The organism is Ruegeria sp. HKCCD6426 (genome assembly GCF_057221115.1).
In genome coordinates this window covers 146,029-168,470 of the sequence record NZ_JBWVBF010000007.1, presented here as the reverse complement: position 1 = coordinate 168,470, position 22,442 = coordinate 146,029, and the positions used below count along the sequence as shown (strand labels likewise).

The 22,442-nt window shown below is 58.5% G+C and carries 22 protein-coding genes; 8 read left to right on the top strand and 14 right to left on the bottom strand.

Annotated elements, in window-relative coordinates; all coding sequences use genetic code 11:
• Positions 1-35 precede the first annotated feature (35 nt).
• The 8 genes from phbB to AC2TDA_RS18840 all read right to left on the bottom strand — a co-directional run bounded on the left by phbB (position 36) and on the right by AC2TDA_RS18840 (position 5,960).
• Positions 36-758: an acetoacetyl-CoA reductase gene (gene phbB / locus AC2TDA_RS18875; protein WP_480848829.1), complete on the bottom strand. Its 723-nt coding sequence runs from the start codon at positions 756-758 to the stop codon at positions 36-38.
• A gap of 185 nt (positions 759-943) precedes the next feature.
• Positions 944-2,119, bottom strand: coding sequence for an acetyl-CoA C-acetyltransferase (locus AC2TDA_RS18870; RefSeq protein WP_480880286.1), 1,176 nt, complete (start codon positions 2,117-2,119; stop codon positions 944-946).
• Between the two features lie 196 nt (positions 2,120-2,315).
• Positions 2,316-3,149: an EAL domain-containing protein gene (locus AC2TDA_RS18865; RefSeq protein ID WP_480880284.1), complete on the bottom strand. Its 834-nt coding sequence runs from the start codon at positions 3,147-3,149 to the stop codon at positions 2,316-2,318.
• A gap of 127 nt (positions 3,150-3,276) precedes the next feature.
• Positions 3,277-3,465, bottom strand: a complete 189-nt coding sequence (locus tag AC2TDA_RS18860; RefSeq protein WP_480880282.1) for a hypothetical protein — start codon at positions 3,463-3,465, stop codon at positions 3,277-3,279.
• A 90-nt stretch (positions 3,466-3,555) separates the two neighbouring features.
• Positions 3,556-4,527, bottom strand: a complete 972-nt coding sequence (locus AC2TDA_RS18855) for a sterol desaturase family protein (protein WP_480880281.1) — start codon at positions 4,525-4,527, stop codon at positions 3,556-3,558.
• Entirely contained in the window at positions 4,524-4,910 is a 387-nt protein-coding gene (locus tag AC2TDA_RS18850) for a hypothetical protein (protein ID WP_480880279.1), read from the bottom strand. The genes AC2TDA_RS18855 and AC2TDA_RS18850 overlap by 4 nt, the downstream gene beginning before the upstream one ends.
• A 59-nt stretch (positions 4,911-4,969) precedes the next feature.
• Positions 4,970-5,299 (bottom strand): hypothetical protein, encoded by a 330-nt coding sequence (locus tag AC2TDA_RS18845; RefSeq protein WP_480880277.1) that lies wholly within the window; start codon positions 5,297-5,299, stop codon positions 4,970-4,972.
• Between the two features lie 94 nt (positions 5,300-5,393).
• Positions 5,394-5,960, bottom strand: a complete 567-nt coding sequence (locus AC2TDA_RS18840; RefSeq protein ID WP_480880274.1) for a TlpA disulfide reductase family protein — start codon at positions 5,958-5,960, stop codon at positions 5,394-5,396.
• 21 nt (positions 5,961-5,981) lie between these two features.
• Here AC2TDA_RS18840 and argH point away from each other — a divergent pair, with 21 nt between their 5' ends.
• The 4 genes from argH (at position 5,982) to AC2TDA_RS18820 (ending at position 11,694) form a co-directional block, all read left to right on the top strand.
• On the top strand, positions 5,982-7,370 hold the full coding sequence (gene argH / locus AC2TDA_RS18835; protein ID WP_480880272.1) for an argininosuccinate lyase: 1,389 nt from the start codon (positions 5,982-5,984) through the stop codon (positions 7,368-7,370).
• Positions 7,367-7,552, top strand: coding sequence for an argininosuccinate lyase (locus AC2TDA_RS18830; protein ID WP_480880270.1), 186 nt, complete (start codon positions 7,367-7,369; stop codon positions 7,550-7,552). The genes argH and AC2TDA_RS18830 overlap by 4 nt, the downstream gene beginning before the upstream one ends.
• A 299-nt stretch (positions 7,553-7,851) precedes the next feature.
• A complete protein-coding gene (gene lysA / locus AC2TDA_RS18825; protein WP_480880269.1) occupies positions 7,852-9,117 on the top strand; it encodes a diaminopimelate decarboxylase in 1,266 nt (421 codons plus the stop codon).
• Positions 9,118-9,138: 21 nt separating this feature from the next.
• Positions 9,139-11,694 (top strand): TIGR02302 family protein, encoded by a 2,556-nt coding sequence (locus tag AC2TDA_RS18820; protein ID WP_480880267.1) that lies wholly within the window; start codon positions 9,139-9,141, stop codon positions 11,692-11,694.
• A 5-nt stretch (positions 11,695-11,699) separates the two neighbouring features.
• Here the strand turns inward: AC2TDA_RS18820 and AC2TDA_RS18815 are convergent, their stop codons facing one another.
• Entirely contained in the window at positions 11,700-12,470 is a 771-nt protein-coding gene (locus AC2TDA_RS18815) for a zinc-ribbon domain-containing protein (RefSeq protein ID WP_480880265.1), read from the bottom strand.
• A gap of 183 nt (positions 12,471-12,653) precedes the next feature.
• Here AC2TDA_RS18815 and AC2TDA_RS18810 point away from each other — a divergent pair, with 183 nt between their 5' ends.
• Genes AC2TDA_RS18810 through AC2TDA_RS18795 form a run of 4 tightly spaced genes read left to right on the top strand, consistent with a single transcriptional unit; the run spans position 12,654 to position 15,559 of the window.
• Positions 12,654-13,331, top strand: a complete 678-nt coding sequence (locus AC2TDA_RS18810; protein WP_480880264.1) for a cell division ATP-binding protein FtsE — start codon at positions 12,654-12,656, stop codon at positions 13,329-13,331.
• A complete protein-coding gene (locus tag AC2TDA_RS18805; protein WP_480880263.1) occupies positions 13,328-14,227 on the top strand; it encodes a cell division protein FtsX in 900 nt (299 codons plus the stop codon). Before AC2TDA_RS18810 ends, AC2TDA_RS18805 begins: the two co-directional genes overlap by 4 nt.
• Entirely contained in the window at positions 14,227-14,967 is a 741-nt protein-coding gene (locus tag AC2TDA_RS18800; RefSeq protein WP_480848851.1) for a lysophospholipid acyltransferase family protein, read from the top strand. Before AC2TDA_RS18805 ends, AC2TDA_RS18800 begins: the two co-directional genes overlap by 1 nt.
• Positions 14,954-15,559, top strand: a complete 606-nt coding sequence (locus tag AC2TDA_RS18795; protein WP_480880261.1) for a pyridoxamine 5'-phosphate oxidase family protein — start codon at positions 14,954-14,956, stop codon at positions 15,557-15,559. The genes AC2TDA_RS18800 and AC2TDA_RS18795 overlap by 14 nt, the downstream gene beginning before the upstream one ends.
• Positions 15,560-15,641: 82 nt before the next feature.
• Here AC2TDA_RS18795 and lpdA read toward each other — a convergent pair whose 3' ends face one another.
• The 5 genes from lpdA to AC2TDA_RS18770 all read right to left on the bottom strand — a co-directional run bounded on the left by lpdA (position 15,642) and on the right by AC2TDA_RS18770 (position 22,398).
• Positions 15,642-17,030, bottom strand: coding sequence for a dihydrolipoyl dehydrogenase (gene lpdA / locus AC2TDA_RS18790; protein ID WP_480880259.1), 1,389 nt, complete (start codon positions 17,028-17,030; stop codon positions 15,642-15,644).
• A gap of 75 nt (positions 17,031-17,105) precedes the next feature.
• On the bottom strand, positions 17,106-17,375 hold the full coding sequence (locus tag AC2TDA_RS18785) for a hypothetical protein (RefSeq protein ID WP_480848856.1): 270 nt from the start codon (positions 17,373-17,375) through the stop codon (positions 17,106-17,108).
• A 2-nt stretch (positions 17,376-17,377) separates the two neighbouring features.
• Positions 17,378-18,901: a 2-oxoglutarate dehydrogenase complex dihydrolipoyllysine-residue succinyltransferase gene (odhB, locus tag AC2TDA_RS18780; RefSeq protein WP_480848857.1), complete on the bottom strand. Its 1,524-nt coding sequence runs from the start codon at positions 18,899-18,901 to the stop codon at positions 17,378-17,380.
• A gap of 3 nt (positions 18,902-18,904) precedes the next feature.
• Positions 18,905-21,862 carry a 2-oxoglutarate dehydrogenase E1 component gene (locus tag AC2TDA_RS18775; protein WP_480880256.1) on the bottom strand — a complete coding sequence of 986 codons (2,958 nt, stop codon included), beginning with the start codon at positions 21,860-21,862 and terminating at the stop codon, positions 18,905-18,907.
• Complete coding sequence (locus tag AC2TDA_RS18770) at positions 21,859-22,398, bottom strand: DUF805 domain-containing protein (RefSeq protein ID WP_480848860.1); 540 nt, start codon at positions 22,396-22,398, stop codon at positions 21,859-21,861. The genes AC2TDA_RS18775 and AC2TDA_RS18770 overlap by 4 nt, the downstream gene beginning before the upstream one ends.
• Positions 22,399-22,442 lie beyond the last annotated feature (44 nt).

Genomic DNA, 22,442 nt, shown 5'->3' with positions numbered 1-22,442 from the left:
ATGGACCGGCCCGTATTCATTGCATGACTGTCTGTTCAAACGAAGAATTGCGCACCGTTGGCCGAAATGGTCGAGCCATTGATGAACTGAGAATCGTCTGAAGCCAGGAACGCGACGCAGCGCGCGATCTCTTCTGGTTCACCTAGGCGGCCTGCCGGGATCTGTCCAATGATAGACTCGCGCACTTTTTCCGGCACCGCCATTACCATCTCAGTAGCGATGTAACCCGGGCAAATGGCGTTTGCAGTGATACCCGCACGGGCACCTTCTTGTGCAAGCGACTTGACGATGCCCAGATCGCCTGCCTTGGTCGCGGCATAGTTCACCTGAGCAAACTGACCCTTCTGACCATTGATCGAGCTGATGACGATCACGCGGCCGAATTTACGCTCGCGCATACCGGACCAGACGGGATGAACTGTGTTGAACACGCCGGTCAGATTGGTGTCGATGACCTGGTGCCACTGCTCCGGTGTCATCTTGTGAAACGGAGCATCGCGAGTGATGCCGGCATTGGCGACGACGATGTCGATCGGGCCAACTTCGGCCTCAACTTTCGCGATGCCTGCCTTCGATTCATCATAGTCGGCGACGTTCCATTTGTATGTGGCTATACCGGTCTCTTCGGTGAAATTCGCCGCGGCTTCGTCATTCCCCGCATAGGTGGCGGCAACGTTATATCCTTCGGCCTTTAGCGCCTTGGAAATTGCTGCGCCAATGCCGCGGGAACCGCCGGTTACGAGTGCTGTACGTGCCATTTAGGAATCCTCCAAATTTAGTCGTCTTGGTAATGCTGTTACTCTGAGAGGTAAGGATGCGCAATATTATTTCGCCATGAATTTCGGTTTCCAAGGTGTCAATATCGTCGCATCCAACAGATAGAGTTTGTTTGTAACAAAAAAGGGCGCCAAAGAGCGCCCTTTTTATTTGGTTGTCAAAGCACTTAATCGCGCTCCACGCAGAGTGCGACACCCATGCCGCCACCGATGCACAAGGTCGCCAGACCTTTCTTGGCGTCGCGGCGCTTCATTTCGAACAGCAGCGTGTTCAGAACCCGGCAACCCGAAGCGCCGATCGGGTGACCGATGGCGATGGCGCCGCCGTTCACGTTCACGATTTCCGGGTTCCAGCCCATGTCCTTGTTCACGGCGCAGGCTTGCGCAGCAAAGGCCTCGTTGGCTTCAACGAGGTCCAGATCGTCAACCGACCAGCCGGCTTTCTCCAGCGCCTTGCGCGAGGCGTAGATCGGACCAACACCCATGATCGACGGGTCCAGACCTGCGGTTGCGTAAGACGCGATGCGCGCCAATGGCTCGATACCGCGCTTTTCAGCGTTCTCGGCCGACATCAGCAGGGTCGCGGCGGCGCCGTCGTTCAGACCGGATGCGTTGGCCGCGGTCACGGATCCATCCTTGGCGAAGGCAGGGCGCAGTTTTGCCATGGCTTCCATGGTCGCGCCGTGACGGATGTATTCGTCCTTATCCATCACGATGTCGCCCTTGCGGGTCTTGATGGTGAAGGGAACGATTTCGTCCGCAAACTTGCCGGCCTTTTGCGCAGCTTCAGCCTTGTTTTGCGAGGTAACGGCAAATTCGTCCTGCATGTCGCGGCTGATCTGCCACTTCTCGGCTACGTTTTCGGCAGTCTGGCCCATGTGGTAGCCGTTGAAAGCATCCCACAGACCGTCGCGGATCATCGTGTCGATGTATTTCATGTCGCCCATTTTGTGACCGGCGCGCAGAGCGGCGGCGTGGGGAGAAAGTGTCATGTTCTCCTGACCACCAGCGGCCACGATGTCGGCGTCACCCAGCTGGATATGCTGTGCACCCAACGCGACAGCACGCAAGCCCGAACCGCACACCTGGTTGATACCCCAGGCCGCGCTTTCCTGCGGCAGGCCCGCATTGATATGCGCCTGACGGGCAGGGTTCTGACCCTGAGCAGCGGTCAGGACCTGACCCAAAATGGTTTCGCTTACCTCGCCTTTGTCGATCCCGGCGCGTTCAACAACTGCTTCCAGGACGGCAGCGCCCAGATCATGTGCAGGGGTGTTCGCGAACGAACCGCTAAAGCTACCGACGCCCGTACGTGCGGCGGATGCGATTACTACGTTGGTCATAAAGTCAATCCTTTACCGTCAAGGTCATGAGGGAAATCCAATGGCGCAGACGGCCGAGAAATACTCGCCCCGTCCAGAAGCGCCTCGTGTTTCCCCCGCTCCAGCATGTACTGAATTACCTTAATGCTGCACATGCAGCAACGGACAGCTTGTCCCAGCACATAGACAGGCGAAGTCTTGCAACCTTTTATAGTCGTTAAGTGCCTGTTTTAGATAAGTTACCGGACTTCCATGGTGGCGTGACTGACGGGGCGCCAAATAGAAAACCCTGTAAGCAGTCGACACCATTGGCGACCAGAAAGTCGGCATCCAGTCGGGTTTCGACCGATTCGGCGGTTACAAGAATCTCAAATTCCCGCGCGACTGATATCAGTGCGCGGACCAGCGCCTGATTGTCGGGGTTGTCGCTGATGCCGCGAATGAACTGGCCGTCGATCTTGGCGGCATCAAACAGGAACTCTCGGAAATAGCGAAAGCTGAAATCGCTTGCCCCGAAATCATCCAGTGCGAAGGCAATGCCGCGCGCCTGTAACCGGTCCATGAAATCGATAACCAACTCAGGCACCAGCATGGCTGAACTCTCCGAGATTTCGAGGATCAGTCTTTCACCAAGCGTCGGATCTCTTTTCAGAAACCGTTCCAGCACACGAGACCAGCGGGAAAAACCGATGGAGCGTGCGGACATGTTGATCGATAGTCGAATGTCCGGGTTCCGGATCAGTGTCCGCAAACCCATTTCCAACGCGATGCAGTCCAGTTCCCGGCCAATCGGCGTGGTATCGACCTGCGGCATGAATTCTCGTGCGGGAATGACACGGCCGGTGTCGTCCAGAACCCGGATGAACCCCTCATAAAAAGCGACGTCGTGGGGGGGATGAACCTGCATGACCGGCTGAAATGCCAGCTTGCATTGCTTGTGCTTCACCGCCTCGGTCGCCATCTGGACAGTCGAGGCATCGCGCGCCGTTACCGCTGCATTCAATGGGCTGTCCGTGCCTTCGGGCAGGTCTGCCAATTTGTCTTTCCGCATAAGCGCACCGTTCCCCTGAGCGTTCTGGAAATAGATCCGGCGACGATTTCACGGGAAACAAGTGAATCTAGGGTTAAGGCGGCAGAAATATGGGTGTCAGGGTAGGTTGAAATTGTCCGACATCAGGTCAGCGGGCGGATTGCCAAACTCGGCCCAACGAAGAAACGGCGCCCAGCAGTGCTCCGAACAAACCAAGTGCCACCATCAAAAAACCAAAGCCCAAAATCGAGGGCGAGGCTTCGTTGAGCGCTGCCATCATGGCCAGAACAAGGCCCAAAAGCCCTGTGACGGTGGAAATCGTCATGAATCTTGTCATGTGACCCTCAGCAATCGGTTAACGAAACACTGTACCGATATGGAGCGTCGAGTTTTTAATTCAAGCTGATAGGCGACTTACCGCCCTTTGTCAGATCCTTTCTGCTCCCGCATTTTGCGGAATTTCATCGAATTGCTCGAATCCGGGCGTTCCGCGAACTTCGGGATGGCGCGCGAGGTGTTTGGCCTTGATCTGCTCTGAGTTGTCGCGGCTGCCGTCGTGGCTGTAGCCCGGTGGAGCAAAGCAATAGGCCAATCGCTGGCCCAGGGTCAGCCCCGGCTGTGTTGCGTCGCGCCAGATACCGACCCATTCATGGAATGCCACACGCAGCGGATTAAAAGTTCCGATATTGTGAACGAGCCCATAATCCACACGGTCATCTTCCTGCTCGGGGACGTAGGTCCCGAACATCTTGTCCCAAATAATGAATACGCCCGCGTAGTTGCAATCAAGGTAGCGCGCATTGCGACCGTGATGCACGCGATGATGGCTTGGCGTATTCATAATGGCTTCGAACCAGCGGGGCATCTTGCCGATGGCCTCGGTGTGAATCCAGAATTGGTAGATCAGGTTCAGGCCACCACAAAACAAGACCATAGCCGGGTGAAAGCCAAGCAGGATCAGCGGCGCGCGAACCACCATCATGAAGGTGAACGTATAGGTCCAGGTTTGCCGCAGCGCAGTGGTCAGGTTGTAATGCTGCGAGCTGTGGTGGTTCACATGGCTGGCCCAGACCCAGCGGACCTGGTGGCCCAGCCGGTGCACCCAGTAGTAACGTAAGTCATCCAGCACGAAACACAGGATGATGACCGGGATAGAAGTGCCCAGATTCAGTGGGGTGAGCTGCCAGAGCCACATGAAGAACGCCCAGGCGATGAATCCCAGCAAAAAGCCCGAGGCGATGTTACCGGCCCCCATGATCAGCGAAGTCACCGCATCGCGTGTTTCATAACGCCCGCCTCGACCTTTCACAGCGATCCACAGGAATTCCGCCAGAATGGCGGCAAGGAAGAACGGTACCGCCCACTGAACGGCGTCAGGGAATGTCACTTGGTCGGTCATGCGGGCTCCATTAGGTCGCGCCAATGGCTGCGTTCAAACTCGTCCAGTCGGACTAATGTCTTGGGCGCAGAGAACTCGTGAAACTGGATTTCAAAACCTTCAGGATGACTCAGCAGATCATAATCCAGCAGGTGCCGACCGACAGTATCTGCGCCAAAGGACCACAGAAGGCCGTTACCTGTTTGTGTGCGCACCAACGCCGTATGGCCATCATGGGCCACCGTAACGTCAATCACATCGTCATCGGGAAAATGTCGGATCCACTGGGCGCGAGCGATTTCCGGCGATAGCTCGAACTGTCGCGATTTGCCTGTCAGGTGCAACAGCAGCGTGATGCAGGCAATGCCGCCGACCACCAGCACCAATAAGATTTCGAGTGGCATTCCATCCTCCTTCGGACAAATTGCAAAGGAGATGAAAGCCTGTCAAAGGTGGCGTGGCGTCAGCTGTTTTCCATTCCTTCCAGAACTTCATGCTGCACGACTCGCTCGACAAATGGCACCAACCCGTCAGGACCAGACGAGCGATCCTTGAGATGGATGCATATATCTGGCCTGCGTGCAGCGATGATGCCCACCATTTCTCCGCGTATCTTGTCGTCCAGACCAGCGCCCATAATCGCACAAGCAATTTTAGGTTCAGCGTCCAGCTGCCGCCGGACTTCATCCTGATCATGTGCGCCGAGCCATTGGATTGGCAAATGATCCAACCGCCGCGCCACGTCGCCAATTACGCTCGGCAGCCGACCAATCAGCAAAACTACCGGTTTCATCGCTGTCTCCCTTCATTTCAGGCCGCAAACGAAAACCGGCCCATAAGGGCCGGTTTCAGTTTAGCACAAAATGGCGCGGACAGTGCGAGAGGCGTCAGCTATTCGCTTCAACCAAAGTGGAAATGATCGCCTTGGCACTGTCTGAATTCCATTCTGCATCGCCGATCAGGCGCGCGATTTCATTGCCATCCGGATCGATAATCACGGTGATGGGTAGCCCGATCACTCCCATTGCGCGCGCGACGGCCTGACTTGGGTCCTGATGGCGCGGCAGGTTGTCGATGCCGTTTTCTTCAAAGAACTTCTTGATTCCTGCGGGCGAGTTTCGTCCGGTGGCCAAGGTCAGAACCTCGAATTTGTCACCGCCAAACTCCTCCTGAAGCTCGGCGATCTGCGGCATTTCCTTGCGGCAGGGCGCGCACCAGGTGGCCCAGAAATTCAACAGCACATACTTGCCCTTGTAATCGGCCAGCGACCCGGTGCCGCCGTCGTCTTCAAGCTGAAACTCAACTACTTCAACGGGTTTTGGCTCTTTGTGCAAGATCAGCCGTTTCAGGCTGTCTTCGCGCAGTGGGCCAAGAGTCTCGGCATCCGTGGCCAAAGCCGCGTTTGCACCCAGCGCAAGGGCCATATAAAGGGGGATCAGACGAAATAGGCGCATATCAACTCCGGGTTTTCCAACATGACCGATCAATCCTCGAACCAGATGTGGGGCGGCCGCTTTGCCGCCGGTCCAGACGCGATCATGGAGGCGATCAATGCCTCGATCGGGTTCGATCAGCGGATGGCAGCCCAGGACATTGCAGGCTCGCGTGCCCATGCCGCCATGTTGGCCGCCACAGGCGTTATAACTGATAGTGATGCGCAGGCCATTCGGGAAGGGCTACTCACCGTATTGTCAGAAATCCAGAACGGTGAGTTTCAGTTCTCGACCGCGCTGGAAGACATTCACATGAATGTCGAAGCGCGCCTGAAAGAAGTGATCGGTGAGCCCGCAGGCCGTTTGCACACAGGGCGCAGCCGAAATGATCAGGTCGCGACCGATTTCAAACTCTGGGTCCGCGATCAGTTGGACGCGGCTGAATCCGGTCTGCTGGCCCTGATCCGCGCGCTTTTGGCGCAGGCTGAGGTTGGCGCAGATTGGGTTATGCCGGGCTTCACCCACCTGCAAACCGCGCAGCCGGTCACATGGGGCCACCACATGATGGCGTATGTCGAGATGTTTGGCCGCGACCTGAGCCGCGTTCGCGATGCGCGGGCGCGTATGAACGAATCGCCCTTGGGAGCTGCCGCACTGGCCGGGACGTCCTTCCCCATCGACCGGCACATGACGGCCGAGGCGCTGGGCTTTGACCGCCCTGCGGCCAACTCTCTGGATGCCGTCAGTGACCGCGATTTCGCGCTGGAATTTCTGTCGACCGCTTCGATCTGCGCAGTCCACCTGTCGCGCTTTGCCGAAGAATTGGTGATCTGGTCTTCGGCCCAGTTTCGCTTTGTTGCCCTGTCCGACCGGTTCTCGACCGGATCGTCGATCATGCCGCAGAAAAAGAACCCTGATGCGGCTGAACTGATCCGCGCCAAGATAGGGCGCATCTATGGCGCCAATACCGCTCTGATGATGGTGATGAAGGGTCTGCCGCTGGCCTATTCCAAGGATATGCAGGAAGACAAAGAACAGGTCTTCGACGCCGCCGACAACTGGATGCTGGCGTTGGCAGCGATGGAGGGCATGGTCAAGGATATGAGCGCTAACCGTGAAAGCCTCGCCGCCGCCGCCGGATCGGGATTCTCGACCGCCACCGATCTGGCCGATTGGCTGGTGCGCGTTCTGGGCCTGCCGTTCCGTGATGCCCATCACGTCACCGGGTCTCTGGTGGCTATGGCCGAGGGTAAGGGTTGCGATCTACCTGATCTGGCGTTGGAGGATATGCAGTCGGTCCACGCAGATATCACTGAAGACGTCTATTCTGTCCTTACCGTCGAAAATTCGGTAAACTCGCGCCAGTCCTATGGGGGCACGGCACCGGATCAGGTCCGCGCCCAGGTTGAGCGATGGAAGGCGACGACATGACAGCGCTTATCCGAGCGATCTTTTTCGTGTCTGCAAGCGTGGCGCTTGCCGGTTGCGGCGCTGACGGCGAACCGGTTCAGCCGACCTTTAACGCTGCAGTAGGCGTTGGCAGCAGCGGGTCGTATGTCGCGGGTGGGGTCGGTGTTAATCGTGGCCCCGTCGGCCTTTTTGTGGGGTTTTGACCGATACACAGTTGAACGCGCGCGTTCGACACCCCATTCTCAGTCCAAGTTCAGAGCATTCATAGAAAAGAACCACAAATGAGAATTTTCGGCCTGATTCTTTCGCTCGCCTTTCTGGCGGCTTGCGATACCTCGCAAAATCCGCGCCCGGAACCGGCGCCAGAGCCCAAAAGCTCGGGGATTTCTGTGTCCGGTTATGCGCGGGTGGGCGCGTCCACTACCTTTTGACGACTGTATTAAAGGGCGTGATGGGCGGAATCATTTGATCCATATGCCTCTTTTGGTCTAAGCGCGCAGTCATGGATCACTTTCTCTACCGCGACGGCGCGCTTTTCGCCGAGGATGTCCCGATCTCCGAAATCGCTGCTGCGGTCGGAACGCCGTTCTATGTCTATTCGACCGCCACTTTGCTGCGACATTTCAAGTTGTTCGATGACGCGCTGGACGGTACCGATCACCTCGTCTGTTACGCGATGAAAGCGGCCAGCAACCAGGCGATCCTGAAGACGCTGGCGCAGGCAGGCGCGGGGATGGATGTGGTCTCGGGCGGCGAATATCTGCGGGCTAAGGCCGCAGGCGTGCCGGGCGACAAGATCGTGTTCTCGGGTGTTGGCAAGACTGCTGATGAAATCCGCACCGTACTGACCGGCGGTATCCGTCAGTTCAACGTCGAATCCGAGCCCGAAATGGAGGTGATCAACGCCGTCGCCCAGGAATTGGGCGTGATCGCGCCGATCACCGTGCGGGTGAACCCGGACGTAGACGCCAAGACCCATGCCAAGATTGCGACCGGCAAGTCCGAAAACAAATTCGGCATTCCCATCGCCCGCGCATCCGAAGTGTATGCCCGTGCAGCCAGCCTGCCCGGCTTGGAGGTCATCGGGATCGACGTCCATATCGGCTCGCAATTGACCGATTTGGAGCCATTCGAGATGGCGTATACCAAGGTTGCCGAGCTGACCGAGTGCCTTCGCTCGGAAGGGCATAAAATCCGCCGTCTCGATCTGGGTGGTGGTCTGGGTATCCCCTATACGCGCTCGAATGATGCGCCGCCGCTGCCGGTGGAGTACGGCGCGCTGATAAAGAAAACGCTGGGTCATCTGGGCTGTGAAATCGAGATCGAGCCTGGCCGCCTGATCGCCGGAAACGCGGGGCTGATGGTCAGTAAGGTGATCTATGTTAAATCCGGTGAGGGCCGCGATTTCCTGATCCTTGACGGCGCCATGAACGACCTGATCCGTCCGGCGATGTATGAGGCGCATCACGATATTGTCGCGGTGCAGGAGCCCGCGCCGGGCTTCGAACAGCAGCCCTATGACATCGTGGGGCCCGTGTGCGAAACCGGTGATACGTTTGCCAAACAGCGGAATATGCCACCGTTGCAATCGGGTGACCTGATCGCTTTCCGCAGTGCCGGAGCCTATGGCGCTGTAATGGCCAGTGAATACAATACCCGTCCGCTGATCCCCGAAGTTCTGGTCAATGGGGATCAATTCGCAGTTATTCGTGAACGCCCGAGCTTTGACGAAATCATAAACCGCGATACCATACCCTCGTGGCTTTGACGCGATAACCGCGCGGGCCCGATGAGGAGGCCCGCGTTGCGAGACAATTCGAACCTGCCAATTCCAAGACTGTCTCTGTGGCTGACACATGCAGGGATGTTGGCCGAGCAGGTTTTGCGCGCCTTCTGGCCTCTGTTTTCGATCGCGATGGCAGTAATGGCCGCGCTGATGCTGGGACTTCAGGACATTGTCAGTGTCGAGACCGTCTGGATTGCTGGCGCACTGTCTTTGCTCGGGCTGCTTGCTGCCGCGATATTTGGTGCACGCCGGATGCACCTGCCGACACGGGCCGAGGCACTGGTGAGGCTGGATGAAACGCTGCCGGGCCGCCCTATTCAGGCGTTGATGGATGAACAGGCCATAGGCGCGATGGACGCTGATTCGGTTGCCCTGTGGCACGCCCACCAGGCACGCATGTCCCAAAAGGCGGCGCAGGCGGAGCCTGTCATACCTGATCTGAGACTGGCATCACGAGACCCGTATGCATTGCGCTATGCGGCTCTGTTGGCTTTGGTCGTGGCAACGCTGTTTGGATCGTTCTGGCGTATAGGTTCGGTCGCTGACATGGCCCCCGGAACCACAGTTGCCGGTCAAGGTCCGACTTGGGAAGGCTGGGTTGAACCGCCCCGCTACACAGGACTTCCGACGCTTTACTTGGCGGATCAAGACGGCTCGACGCTGACAGTTCCGCATGGAAGCCGGATCACGTTGCGGTTCTACGGTGAGGTCGGCGCCCACAGTCTGACCGAAACCACTTCGGCCATCGGTGCCGAGGCGGCAACCGATCCGGAACAGGATTTCGTCGCCAACCGCTCGGGCCAATTGACGATTGACGGGCCGACCGGGCGGGACTGGGCAGTTGCCATTGTCTCTGACACACCGCCCCGGATATCAACGGCTGGCGTAGCCGAGACCGAGGCGGGCGGTCAGATGAAGCTGCCCTTTTCGGCCAGTGACGATTACGGCGTTATGTCCGGTAGTGCACGAATTGAGCTTGATTTGGCCGCTGTTGATCGACGCTATGGATTATCGACCGAACCGGAGCCTCGGGAATCAATTGCTGTTGAGCTGCCAATGCCCATCACGGGCGAGCGCTCGGATTTCACCGAGGACCTGATCGAAGATTTCTCTCAGCACCCATGGGCGCACTTGCCGGTTAGAATCACGCTTATGGCGCAGGACGCGGCTGAACAGCAGTCGCAGTCGAAACCTTACACGACCGCTTTGCCAGCACGCCGGTTCTTTGATCCGCTGGCCGCGGCCATGATCGAACAACGACGTGACTTGTTGTGGTCGCGGGAAAACTCGCTGCGTGTGTCTCAGGTCTTGCGCGCTGTATCACACCTGCCCGAGGATTTGTTCCGGTCGGAAACAGCCTACCTGCGGTTGCGGGTCTTGTTGCGCAGGCTAGAGGCGTTTGATGAATATGGTCTGAAACCCGAGCAACAGGCAGAAATCGCCCAAGCTCTTTGGGATTTGGCTATCCTGATCGAAGAAGGGACTCTGGCCGATGCGCTGGAACGAATGCGCCGGGCGCAGGAACGCCTGACGGAGGCGATGAAGAACGGTGCAACCGACGAAGAGATCGCGGAGTTGATGCAGGAGTTGCGTGAAGCCACGCAAGACTACATGCGGCAGCTCCAGCGCCTTGCCCAGGAAAACGAGTCCGACGAACGCCAACAAGGTCAGAATGGTGAAACCTTGCAGATGACGCAGGATGACCTGCAACGCATGATGGATCGCATTCAGGAATTGATGGAACAGGGCCGCATGGCCGAGGCCCAGCAGGCGCTGGAGGAATTCCAGCAGATGATGGAAAACATGCGTGTCACACAAGGTCAGGGAGAGGGCGGACAGTCGGAAGGCCAGCAGGCTATGGAAGGATTGGCCGAAACCCTGCGGGAACAACAGGGCCTCAGCGATCAGGCTTTCCGTGATCTGCAGGAACAGTTCAATCCGGGCGCGCAAGCCGGTGAAAACCAGGGCAACGAAGGTCGCTCAGGTGGTCAGGGGCGCGGCCAAAGCCACGAAGGTCAGGGTGGCCAGGGTCAGGGCTCGGATCAGGCAGGCGAGGGTCAGCAAGGTCAGGGCTCTCTGGCCGACCGCCAGCAAGCGCTGCGCGAAGAATTGCAGCGTCAGCAACAGGGTTTGCCCGGTGGCGGCACCCCCGAGGGAGAAGCCGCACGCGAGGCGTTGGGCCGGGCCGGACGGGCTATGGATGAGGCCGAAGATGCCTTGCGGGGCGACGATCTGGCCGAGGCTATCGATCGTCAGTCAGAAGCTATGGAAGCACTGCGCGAAGGAATGCGGTCGCTGGGCGAGGCACTGGCGCAGAACCAGCAGAACCAGCCGGGGCAGGGCACTCAGGAAGGTGACATGCAAGCCCAAAACCGCGATCCGTTGGGGCGTACGCCCGGGGCGTCAGGGTCGATTTCGACCGATGACAACCTGTTGCAGGGCGAAGACGTTTATCGCCGAGCGCGAGAGCTGTTGGACGAAATCCGTCGCCGCACTGGTGACACGGACCGGCCTCAGATCGAGCTGGAATACCTCAAGCGGCTGCTTGAGCGGTTCTGAGAACTTTAGTTCTGAGACGTTCCGCCACTGGTTTGCGCCTCGAGCCAGAGACGCGCCTGATCAACCATAGAGACATAAGATTGCAGCATTGGATCAGCCTGCGGTACCGCCTCACTGATCTGATTTGCGTTGCCGTAGATCAATATCAGCACAACGCCGATGATCACGATCAGGGCAAAGCCGCGCAGAAAACCACCGGACTTGCGTGCTGCAGGGGGCGCTGTTTCAGAAGTCTTTGGGGCGTCATCGCTGCGCAGGCCGGAACTAATAGCCTCGACATCCGGAAGCGAGTCTTTTTGACCGGCATCCGTGGCTGTCTTGGTCGCAGCGGGTGGTGCGGGTTCAACCTTGGGTTCTGCGGGTGGATCGAGCGCCAGATCCGGTTGGCTTTCCAGGCTGACGCCTTCTTTGGCGCGCAGGTCGGCTTCGCGCGCGGCTTCTTCCTGGAGAATACTGGCTACAGCGGGGTCCACATTTCCCGGGCTTTCTGCTGGTTCGGATGCTTCTTCGGTTTTGGGTTTTTGCGGTGCAGTTGGGGTATCTTCCGCTGAGGCCGAGGCGTTGGACGAGTCGTCGACCGGCTTCTGCGGCACGTCAGGTTTTGGCTCAGCGGTTTCGCTAGCCTCAGGCTTGGATGCCTCGGTTTCTGCTTCCGGGTCCTTGGTCTGAAACCAGGTCTTTTCACAGTTTGAACACTGCACGTCACGCCCACCATCGGGGATCACGTCGTCCGGAACCTCATATTGGGCACTGCAATTCGGACATGTAAGTCGCATACTGCCTCCTGACCTGCCTGTCGGCCTGATACTAGTTTTTTCAGGAATTATATTCCGTTAAACCCTATCAGCAAAGCGTGTTTTCGGTTTCAGGTGGGTAAGTGTCACCAATTGGAACCGGTAGAGGCATTGAAACCACGGCCACACTGAGGCAAGACAAGCCTCAGAACAAAGGGGGCAGGTGTGATCGAGCTGGAAAATGTCAGCTACAGCTATGGCGGCGGAGAGCTGCTGAGCGATGTATCAGTGCGTCTGCAACCTGGATCGTTCCATTTTCTGACTGGTCCTTCCGGTGCCGGTAAGACCACGTTGCTCAAGCTGTGCTATGGCGCATTGCTGCCGACGTCAGGACGGCTGAGCGTGTTTGAGGAAGATATCGCGCGGCTCGACCGGGATCAGATGGCCTTGTTGCGCCGCCGGGTCGGCGTGGTGCATCAGGATTGCCGGTTTCTGGATCACATGACGCTTGCTGAAAACGTGTCACTGCCGTTGATGGTGTCTGGGCGCGCGATTGATGCCGAACAAAACAACCTGACCGAGCTTTTGAGCTGGGTCGGGCTGGGTTCACGGCTTGAGGCCAGCCCACCCGAGCTATCCGGCGGTGAACGCCAGCGCGCGGCACTTGCACGTGCACTTATTCTGTCGCCAGACGTGGTATTGGCGGATGAACCCACGGGCAACGTTGATTGGGAGATGTCTCAGCGTCTGCTGCATCTCTTGATTGAACTGAACCGAATGGGCAAAACGGTTCTGATTGCCACCCACGACCTGAGCCTGATCCGAGCCGCCAAAAGCCAGGTTCAGGCGCGCGTTCTGCGCATTTCGCAGCGCAGGTTGCAGCTTGCGGGGGCCGATTTATGAGCAAGGGCGACATCCGCAGTTTGCTGCGCCGCGACACCCGTGCAGACCGGGTCGTTCCGCCGACCGGTTTCACGGCCCATTTGACCCTGTTCGTGTCGGGCGCCATGGCATTTCTGGCCGTCTTTGCATTGGCGCTTTCACTGGCGTCCGGGCGATTGGCTGACCGCTGGGCTTCGGAACTGGCCGGGGCGGCGACCTTGCGGATCAACGCGCCGGCCGAGCAGCGAGCCGCCCAGACCCAGGCGGCTTTGGCCGTGTTGAGTCAAACGCCCGGTGTGGCATCGGCCCGCGCACTGACAGCTGAAGAGCAGGCGGCTTTGCTGGCCCCCTGGTTTGGCCCCGACCTGCCACTGGACACGCTCCCTGTTCCGCAACTGATCGAAATCGTCATCGGTGAACCTGGTTTGGATGCGACCGGATTGCGTTTGCGGCTGGGTGCCGAAGTTCCCGGCGCTGTATTGGACAATCATTCCAGATGGCGCGACCCATTGGTTGATGCTGCGACATCACTGCGGCGGTTGGGCTGGGTCTCAATCTTGTTGATTGGTGGCGCTACGGCCGCGATGATTACGCTTGCGGCCAATGCCTCTCTGGCGGCCAACGCACAGATCATCGAGGTATTGCGTCAGGTCGGTGCCCGGGATCGGTTTATTGCTGGGGCATTTGTCCGACGCTTTACCTTTCGGGCCTTTTTCGGTGCCGCCGTTGGGACGTTGCTGGGCATGTCGGGAGTGCTGCTGCTGCCTGAAGCTTCGGATGAAGGCGGCTTTCTGACCGGGCTTGGCTTTCAGGGCATTGGATGGTTGTTGCCGGTGTTGATCCCGCTATTGGGTGCGACTGTCGCGTTTCTGGCGACCTGGTCCGCTGCCCGTCGCAAATTGAAGGAGCTCTCGTGATGTCCATGGCCCTGCAATGGATACGATCCCTGATCTTCATGATCACGATCTATGCCTGGATGCTGATCCTTGGGCTGCTGTTTGCCCCTTACGCGTTGTTCTCCAAGCGTGGCGCTTTGCTGGCCTGCAAGACATATGCACGCACAACTCGGTGGTTGGCGCGCTGGATGGTATCCATCCGGACCGAAGTTCGTGGACCTGTCCCGACCGGCGAAGTTGTGATTGGGGCCAAACATCAGTCCTTTCTGGATATCATCATTATTTTTGACGCTATTCCCCACGGAAAGTTCATCATGAAACGAGAGCTTTTGTGGACCCCTGTAATCGGTATGTATGCGCGCAGGCTGGGCTGTATTCCCGTTGATCGCGGCAAGAAGGGCGTCGCCGTAGCCAAGATGGTCAAAGATGTTGCGCGCGAGTTTTCTGAACCCGGCCAGCTGGTGATCTATCCTCAGGGCACACGTGTCGCGCCGGGGATAACAAAACCCTACAAGGTCGGAACGGCGGTTTTGTACGAGGGTCTGGGCTTTCCATGTGTTCCTGCGGCGACAAATGCGGGTGTTTTCTGGCCGCGTTCGGGCATTTTGCGCAAGCCCGGCCTGGCAATCGTCGAGTTTCTGGCCCCAATTGAACCGGGCGTTGAGCGCAAGGATTTTCTGGGGCGTCTGGAAGAGGTCATCGAAGTGCGTTCAAACGATCTGATGCGGGAAGTGGGGTTTGATCCGGATGAAGTACATTGAAGACATCGCCGCGCTGGAGGTGCTCTATGGCACCCCCGGCGCTCCGGCAATGCGCAAGGTTGCGCGCCGACTGACACCGCTGTACCGCCAATGGATCATGGCATCGCGCCTGTGTGTCCTGAGTACCGTGGGCCCGGAAGGGGTCGACGGAAGCCCGCGCGGCGATGACGGTCCGGTTGTACTGGAACTTGATCCGGGAACCTTGGCCTTGCCGGATTGGCGGGGCAACAACCGGCTGGACAGTCTGCGCAACATCGTTCGGGATCCGCGCGTGTCATTGATGTTTCTGGTGCCGGGGTCCAACAACGTTGTGCGATTGAACGGAACCGCTCGATTGACTGCGGACGAGACATTCCGGGCGCAATTCGAAAAACAGGGCAAACGCCCGGCGACGGTAATCGTCATTCAGATTGGCGAAATCTACACCCAATGCGCCCGTGCGTTGATGCGAGCCGGCACGTGGACTGGTGGCGATGAATGTGCTGACCTGCCAAGTGTTGGGGAAATTCTGGCCGAAATGACACAAGGCAAGGAAGGCGGAGAACGCTACGACTTGGAATGGGGCGCGCGGGCGGCTGAAACCATGTGGTAAGAGGGTTCAGGCTCCGCCCGTAGTCTGGCTGAAAAAAAATACCGGAGGATACTTTGCACCCTCCGGCTTGGTTTTGCTTTGACTATGCGTGGATCGGGCCGTCACCACATGCCAGCGCCGCTTCGCGCACGGCCTCCGAATAAGTCGGGTGAGCATGACAGGTCAGTGCCAGATCCTCTGCCGACGCGCCAAATTCCATGGCAACACAGACTTCGTGGATCAGATCACCTGCCGCCGGGCCGATGATGTGTGCGCCTAAGATCCGGTCGGTTTCTTTGTCAGCCAATATCTTGACGAAACCATCGGCGGCAAAATTTGCCTTAGCGCGACCATTGCCCATGAACATGAACTTGCCGACCTTGTAGGCACGACCCTGTTCCTTGAGGGTCGTTTCGGTCTCACCCACATTGGCAACCTCGGGCCAGGTGTAGATCACGCCTGGAATGACGCCGTAGTTCACGTGCCCATGCTTGCCGGCAACCTGCTCGGCGGCAGCCATGCCTTCGTCCTCGGCCTTGTGCGCCAGCATCGGGCCTTCGGTGACGTCGCCGATGGCGTAGATGCCGGGCACGTTGGTTTGCCAGTCGGCGCCAACCTTGATTTGTCCGCGCGGGGTCATCTCGACGCCCAGAGCGTCCAATCCTAGCCCATCCGAGAACGGCTTACGGCCCGTGGCCACCAGAACAGTGTCCGCGTCGATCACATGTTCACTGTCGTCCTTGAGCAGCTTGTAGGTCACCTTGGCCTTGGTCTTGGTGGCATCGGTCTTTTGCACGGCCGCACCCATGACGAATTTCAGGCCCTGTTTCTTAAGGATACGCTGGAAAGTTTTCTGCACTTCGGGGTCCATGCCCGGTGTGATTTCCTTGAGGAATTCAATCACCGTCACCTCGGCCCCCAGGCGTTGATAGACCGAACCCAACTCAAGCCCGATTACGCCTGCACCAATCACAACCATCTTCTTCGGGACCTTGCCCAGCGACAGCGCGCCGGTCGAGGTCACGACAACCTTTTCGTCTACGGTGACCCCGGGCAGAGACGACGGCTCGGACCCGGATGCGATGATGATGTTCTTGGCCTCGTGCACCTCGTCGCCGACCTTGACCTGACCAGCGGTGGGGATTGACCCCCAGCCTTTCAGCCAGTCGATCTTGTTCTTTTTGAACAGAAACTCGATGCCCTTGGTGTTGCCGTCGATTACCTCATCCTTATAGGCCTGCATCTGCTTCCAATCGACCGAGGGGCTTTTGCCCTTCAGGCCCATCTTGGCAAAGTTATGCTCGGCCTCATGCAGCTGGTGACTGGCATGCAGCAGCGCTTTGGACGGGATACAGCCGACGTTCAGGCAGGTGCCGCCCAGCGTCTCGCGCCCTTCGACCACTGCGGTTTTCAGGCCCAGCTGGGCGCAGCGGATGGCGCAGACATAGCCGCCGGGGCCGGCGCCGATTACGATGACGTCATAGTTTGCCATTTTATTCTCCTAAATCGACCGGGTAGCCCGGCGCCTGCGTGATCCATCTTTCCTGGGTCACGACATATTTTTGCGTCAAACAGGATCCAGCAGCTTGATCGTGATATGAGCAATTCCGCCCCGTTCGTGGTGCATAGCCAGTTCCTCGGATCCAAAAAAAGCCCTTGCCTTGTCCAGGTTCGTCACTTCGAACATAGCGATTGCATGGTCGCTCTGATCCGGGTCGCGCCAGACGTGTAGGTCGCGGATACCCGCGGCCTTGCGCATCGGTTTGTCTTCGCGGAACACTTTCAGCCAGGCGTCGAAATCGGCCACATCGGCCTGCCAGAGTACATGTGTTGCCATGATTACAGATCCATCAGCAGGCGGCGCGGGTCTTCCAGCGCCTCTTTTACACGAACAAGGAAGGTCACGGCGCCTTTGCCGTCAACGATCCGGTGGTCATAGGACAGAGCCAGATACATCATCGGGCGGATCTTGATCTCACCATTGATGACCATCGGACGGTCCTGAATTTTGTGCATGCCCAGGATACCCGATTGCGGAGGGTTCAGGATCGGTGAGGACATCAGCGAACCGTAGACACCGCCGTTGGAGATGGTGAACGTGCCGCCCTGCATTTCAGCCATGCTCAGCTTGCCGTCGCGGGCGCGTTTGCCTTTTTCGGCGATGGCTTTCTCGATGGCTGCAAAAGACATGCTGTCGGCATCGCGGATGACCGGAACAACCAGACCCTGCGGCGTACCGGCAGCAACGCCCATGTGCACGAAGTTCTTGTAAACAATGTCGGTGCCGTCAATCTCGGCGTTAACCTCGGGGACTTCTTTCAGCGCATGGCAGCAGGCTTTGGTGAAGAAGGACATAAAGCCCAGACGCACACCGTGCTTCTTCTCGAACTGGTCCTTGTACTGATTGCGCAGGGCCATCACCTCGGTCATGTCCACCTCGTTATAGGTGGTCAGGATCGCGGCAGTGTTTTGTGCGTCCTTCAGGCGCTTGGCGATGGTCTGACGCAGGCGCGTCATGCGCACGCGTTCCTCGCGACCGGCATCTTCGGCCGCAACAGGTGCGCGTGGTGCCTGGGCAGCGGGGGCGGGCGCAGCCGCTGCAGGTGCTGGGGCCGCAGCCGTGGCAACAGCGCGGGCCACATCTTCCTTCATGATGCGACCATCGCGCCCGGTGCCGCTGACCTGATCCGCAGACAGACCAGCCTCGGCCATGGCTTTCTCAGCCGACGGGGCATTGGCGACATCCTTGCCGGCACCCGTGGCGACGGCAGGCGTCACCGCAGCGGCCGGTGCCGCCGGAGCCGGGCTTGCACCCGCTGCCGAACCCGAGATGACTGCCAGTTTCGCAGAAGCATCCACCGTTGCGCCTTCCGGCGCTGCGATTTCGGCCAGGACACCTGCGGCGGGTGAGGGGACTTCGACTGAGACCTTGTCTGTCTCCAGCTCACACAGCATCTCATCCTGCGCTACACTGTCACCAACCTGTTTGAACCAGGTTGAAACGGTGGCTTCGGTGACGGATTCACCTAAGGTCGGGACCATCACATCAACGCTTGCTGCGCCCGGATTGCCGGTATCTGTGCCCGCCGGCTCCGCCGCGGGGGCTGGTGCCGAAGCCGCGCCTTCACCGGCGGCAATTGTTGCCAGCAAGGCATCGACGCCGACGGTTACGCCTTCGGCAGCCACGATCTCACCCATCTTACCAGCAGCAGGCGAAGGGACTTCGACCGTGACCTTGTCTGTCTCCAGCTCACACAGCATTTCATCTACGGCCACAGCGTCGCCGGGTTTCTTGAACCATGTCGCAACCGTGGCTTCGGTCACCGACTCGCCAAGCGTGGGAACACGAACTTCAATCGTCATCGCTTACTTTCCTTCGATGCTCAGCGCTTCGTTAACCAGCGCTTCTTGTTGGGCTTTGTGTTGGCTGGCCAAACCCGTCGCGGGCGAGGCCGAAGTTGCGCGGCCGACATAGCGCGGCCGGGTGTGCTTGGCGCCGATACGGGTCAGAACCCATTCGATATTCGGCTCGATAAAGGTCCAGGCGCCTTGGTTCTTGGGTTCTTCCTGACACCAGATGATTTCAGCGCCTTTGAAGCGCTCAAGCTCATTGATGAGCGAGTGCGCAGGGAACGGGTAATACTGCTCGATCCGCATCAAGTAGACATCGTCAATGCCACGTGCGTCGCGCTCCTCCAGCAGATCGAAATAGACCTTGCCCGAGCACATAACGACCCGCTTGATCTTGTCATCCTTGACCAGCGTAGTGTCCGAATTCCCTTTCTGCGCGTCATCCCACAGGACCCGGTGAAAGCTGGAGCCGGTGGTGAAATCCTCAGTCGTGCTAACCGCCAGCTTGTGGCGTAGCAGGGATTTCGGTGTCACCAGGATCAGCGGTTTGCGGAAAGTGCGATGCAGCTGACGGCGCAAGATATGGAAGTAGTTCGCAGGCGTCGTGCAATTCGCCACGATCCAGTTGTCCTGACCGCACATTTGCAGAAAACGCTCCAAGCGCGCCGATGAGTGTTCAGGCCCCTGGCCCTCGAACCCGTGCGGCAACAAGCAAACCAGACCGGACATGCGCAGCCATTTGCTTTCGCCAGAACTGATGAACTGATCGAACATGATCTGCGCCCCGTTGGCAAAGTCGCCAAACTGCGCCTCCCAAAGGGTCAGTGCATTGGGTTCAGCCAGCGAAAAGCCGTACTCAAATCCCAGCACCGCATATTCGCTGAGCATTGAGTCGATCACCTCGTAATGCGACTGGCCCTTGCGAATATTGTTCAGGGGATAGAACCGTTCTTCGGTTTCCTGATGGATGAACCCGGAATGGCGTTGACTGAACGTGCCGCGTGTTGCGTCCTGACCGGACAGTCGCACCGGATAGCCTTCGGTCAGAAGCGAGCCAAACGCGAGGGCTTCGCCCGTTGCCCAGTCGAACCCTTTGCCGCTGTCGAACATCTGCTTCTTGTGGTCCAGAAGACGGGCTACCGTTTTGTGAACTGCTATGTCCTGCGGCGCGTGGGTCAGTGCGTTCCCGATCTCTACCATCGTTTCGGGCGAGATTGCGGTATCTCCGCGTACGTATTCTTCTTTGTTCTTGTCCAGGTGAGACCACCGCCCATCCAGCCAATCAGCCTTGTTGGGCTTGTAGTCCTTTCCGGCATCAAACTCATCGTTCAGATGCGCTTGGAACGCGGCCTTCATATCCTCGATCTCACCCTCAGGGATCAGCCCGTCCTTGACCAGTCGCTCGGTATACAGGCTCAGCGTGGTCTTATGCGTCTTGATCTTCTTATACATGATCGGGTTGGTGAACATGGGCTCATCGCCCTCGTTATGCCCGAACCTGCGATAGCAGAAGATGTCGATGACCACGTCCTTGTGGAACTTCTGCCGGAACTCGGTCGCCACCTTGGCCGCATGAACCACCGCCTCGGGGTCGTCGCCGTTGACGTGGAAAATCGGCGCCTCGACCATCAGGGCGATGTCCGTGGGGTAGGGCGACGAGCGGCTGAAGTGCGGCGCGGTGGTAAACCCAATCTGGTTGTTCACGACGATATGCATTGTGCCGCCGGTCTTGTGGCCCTTCAGGCCCGATAGACCGAACCCTTCGGCGACAACGCCTTGGCCGGCAAAGGCCGCATCCCCGTGCAGCAGAATGCCCATCACCTTGGTGCGGTCCACGTCGTTCAGCTGATCCTGCTTGGCGCGCACTTTGCCGAGGACGACCGGGTTCACCGCCTCAAGGTGGGACGGGTTTGCGGTCAGGGACAGGTGCACGCTGTTGCCGTCGAATTCACGGTCACTGGATGCGCCCAGGTGATACTTCACATCGCCCGAGCCATCCACATCTTCCGGCTTGAAGCTGCCGCCCTGGAATTCATTGAATATGGCGCGGTAGGGTTTGGCCATCACGTTGGCCAGAATATTCAGACGACCCCGGTGCGGCATGCCGATGACGATGTCGCTGACACCCAATGCACCACCGCGCTTGATGATCTGCTCCATCGCCGGGATCAGGCTTTCGCCGCCGTCCAGACCGAAGCGTTTGGTGCCCATGTATTTCACATGCAGGAACTTCTCGAAGCCTTCGGCCTCGACCATCTTGTTCAGAATGGCCTTACGCCCCTCGCGGGTGAACGAGATTTCCTTGCCATACCCTTCGATCCGCTCCTTCAGCCACGCGGCCTGTTCCGGGTCGGAGATATGCATGTATTGCAGCGCGAAGGTGCCGCAATAGGTCCGCTTCACAATCTCGACGATCTGCCGCATCGAGGCCATTTGAAGCCCCAGCACGTTGTCGATAAAGATCGGGCGATCCATGTCGGCATCAGTGAACCCGTAGGTTTTGGGGTCCAGTTCCGGGTGCGTGCTGGCCGCGCGCATGCCCAGCGGGTCCAGGTCGGCAGCCAGATGCCCCCGGATACGGTAAGCCCGGATCAGCATCAGTGCCCGAAGGCTGTCCAGCACGGCGCGTTTGATCTGATCATCGCTGACCTCGACACCTTTGGCCTCGGCCTTGTCCTTGATCTTTTTACCTGCGGCCTTAGCGTCGATCTCAGCCCATTCGCCCGTCAAGGCGCCCGTTAGGTCATCCGCCGGCATCGGAGGCCAGTCGGTACGGGCCCAGGATGGTCCTTCGGCCTCTTTCTGAACATCCGGCGTGGCGTCGCCCATCGCCTTGAAGAATTCGGCCCAGGCGGCATCCACAGCGCCCGGGTTCTTTGTGTACTGAGCATAGAGCTGCTCCAGATATTCGGCATTATGCCCCTGCATGAAGCTAGAGGCATGAAAGGCAGTGTTGGGTGAATGTTCGGTCATGGGGCTACCTCATGTGGGTTGGGACCGTATTGATTGGTGCCTGGCTGGCTGGGGCGGGTCAGCCACCACAAAACCAGGAGGGGTGACACTGCCAGAACCAGCAATGTCGGAATGACGATAAGCAAGGTGGCACGGGTGAACAGGATATCCAACGTGCCGCCGTGGAACTGGCTGGCGATGCCGATGCCAAAGATCAGAACCGCCAGGGCACCAACCATCAGCAGGATCGGCAGCAAGGCAAAAATCCCGTTGCGCCCGGTATCATGCATCCGGCGGAAGGCCACGGCCAGATGCGGGACGAAGACGATCAACCCCACGATGCTCTGCACAGGGCGCGAGGACGTGGCGGTGACGGATTTCACCTCATCGGTTTTGGCTACCGAGACCTGTGTGAAGAACTGCCAGTCGATGATCCCGGCGATTACGTTCCAGATTACGATGAACAGGAAGAAGAACCAGTACTCGGGCCGCGAGGCACGACCTGAGAAGGTGAAAAACTTGGAGAAACAGGTGCGGACTGCGTCGGAGAAGGTCATCAGAAGCCGCCACTCAAATTCTTGTTAGTTGGAGTTCTCACTTG